Origin of the sequence: Bradyrhizobium sp. SHOUNA76, from assembly GCF_023006445.1 — a bacterium.
GTDB lineage: Bacteria > Pseudomonadota > Alphaproteobacteria > Rhizobiales > Xanthobacteraceae > Bradyrhizobium.
The window spans coordinates 1-1,140 of record NZ_JALBHA010000931.1 but is presented as its reverse complement, the minus strand read 5'-3'; the positions used below and the strand labels follow the sequence as shown (position 1 = coordinate 1,140).

Genomic DNA, 1,140 nt, shown 5'->3' with positions numbered 1-1,140 from the left:
GCCGCCGCCAGCATCGCGGTGATGCCGGGCAGCACGCGGATCGGCAGCCCCTGCCATTGCGGCGCCTGTTCGAGCGCCTCAAACACGGCGGAGGCCATCGCGAACACGCCGGGATCGCCGGAGGACACGACGACGACCTGCCCGCCTTCGGACGCAAGCCGCAAAGCCTCACTCGCGCGTTGCAGCTCTTCGCGATTGTCGGAGGGATGCAGGTTAAGCCCCGGCCGAGCCGGCACGCGCGCGACATAGGGCGCATAACCCAGAATGTCGGTCGCGGACGCCAACGCGGCCGTAACCTCGGGCGTCACCAGCGCATCGCTGCCCGGCCCGAGGCCCGCGATGGTCAAGGTACCAGTCATTCGGCGGCGTCCAGATGCCGGCCCTTGCCGTGCACCAGCACGATCGCGAAATAAGGACAGTCGGCGCCGTCGATCTCGGCGAGCCGCACCACGCGCTCACCCGGCATGGTGCCGCGCTCCACCAGCCAGGCATCGTCCAGCCGGCCGGCGGATGCGAGCGCGCGGCGCACTTTTGCGAGATTGCGGCCGGTCTTCATGACGACGAGCGCATCGGAATCGCGCATGCGCCGCTCGAGCTCGTCTTCGCCAAGTGTTCCCATCAACACCGTCGTCACGTCGTCGCCGAGCGCGATCGGGCGTCCGACGCCGTTCCAGCAGCCGACCATGCCGGGAATGCCGGCGATCACCTCGATCTCGACCCGGCCTTGCAGGCGCGTGTGCAGGTGCATGAACGAGCCGTAGAAGTAGGGATCGCCCTCGCAGAGCACGACGACATCGACCGCGCGCGCAAGCCGCGCCAGGCGCTCGGCCCATTCGTCGTAGAAGCCGGCGAGCAGCTGCACGTACTCAGCGCTGTCGAAGGCGATCTCAGTCGTGACAGGATATTCCATGGGGTATTCGGTGACGTCAGTCGCCAACATGCCGTCGACGATACGCCGCGCCTGGCCCGGCCGGCCAATCTTGCGGAAATAGGCCACGTGCTTCGCGCCGCGCACGGTGCGGTCTGCGCGCACGCTCATCAGATCGGGATCACCGGGGCCGAGACCGCAGCAGATGATGCGTCCCATCGCTATTCGCTCCGGCTCGCCAGCGCTTTCACGGCGGCGACCGTGATCGCGGA

General features: G+C 68.1%; 2 protein-coding genes. Both read right to left on the bottom strand.

Features of this window, described 5'->3' with window-relative positions:
• A partial coding sequence (locus tag MOV74_RS38705) for an SAM-dependent methyltransferase (protein ID WP_246932834.1) occupies positions 1-359 on the bottom strand: 359 nt, incomplete at its 3' end.
• Positions 356-1,087 carry a precorrin-2 C(20)-methyltransferase gene (locus MOV74_RS38700; RefSeq protein WP_246932836.1) on the bottom strand — a complete coding sequence of 244 codons (732 nt, stop codon included), beginning with the start codon at positions 1,085-1,087 and terminating at the stop codon, positions 356-358. The genes MOV74_RS38700 and MOV74_RS38705, both read right to left, overlap by 4 nt.
• Between the last annotated feature and the right edge of the window lie 53 nt (positions 1,088-1,140).

Bases quoted from the DNA above. Each gene is read 5' to 3' on its own strand.
- MOV74_RS38700 (WP_246932836.1), bottom strand. From the start codon at position 1,087: ATGGGACGCATCATCTGCTGCGGTCTCGGCCCCGGTGATCCCGATCTG.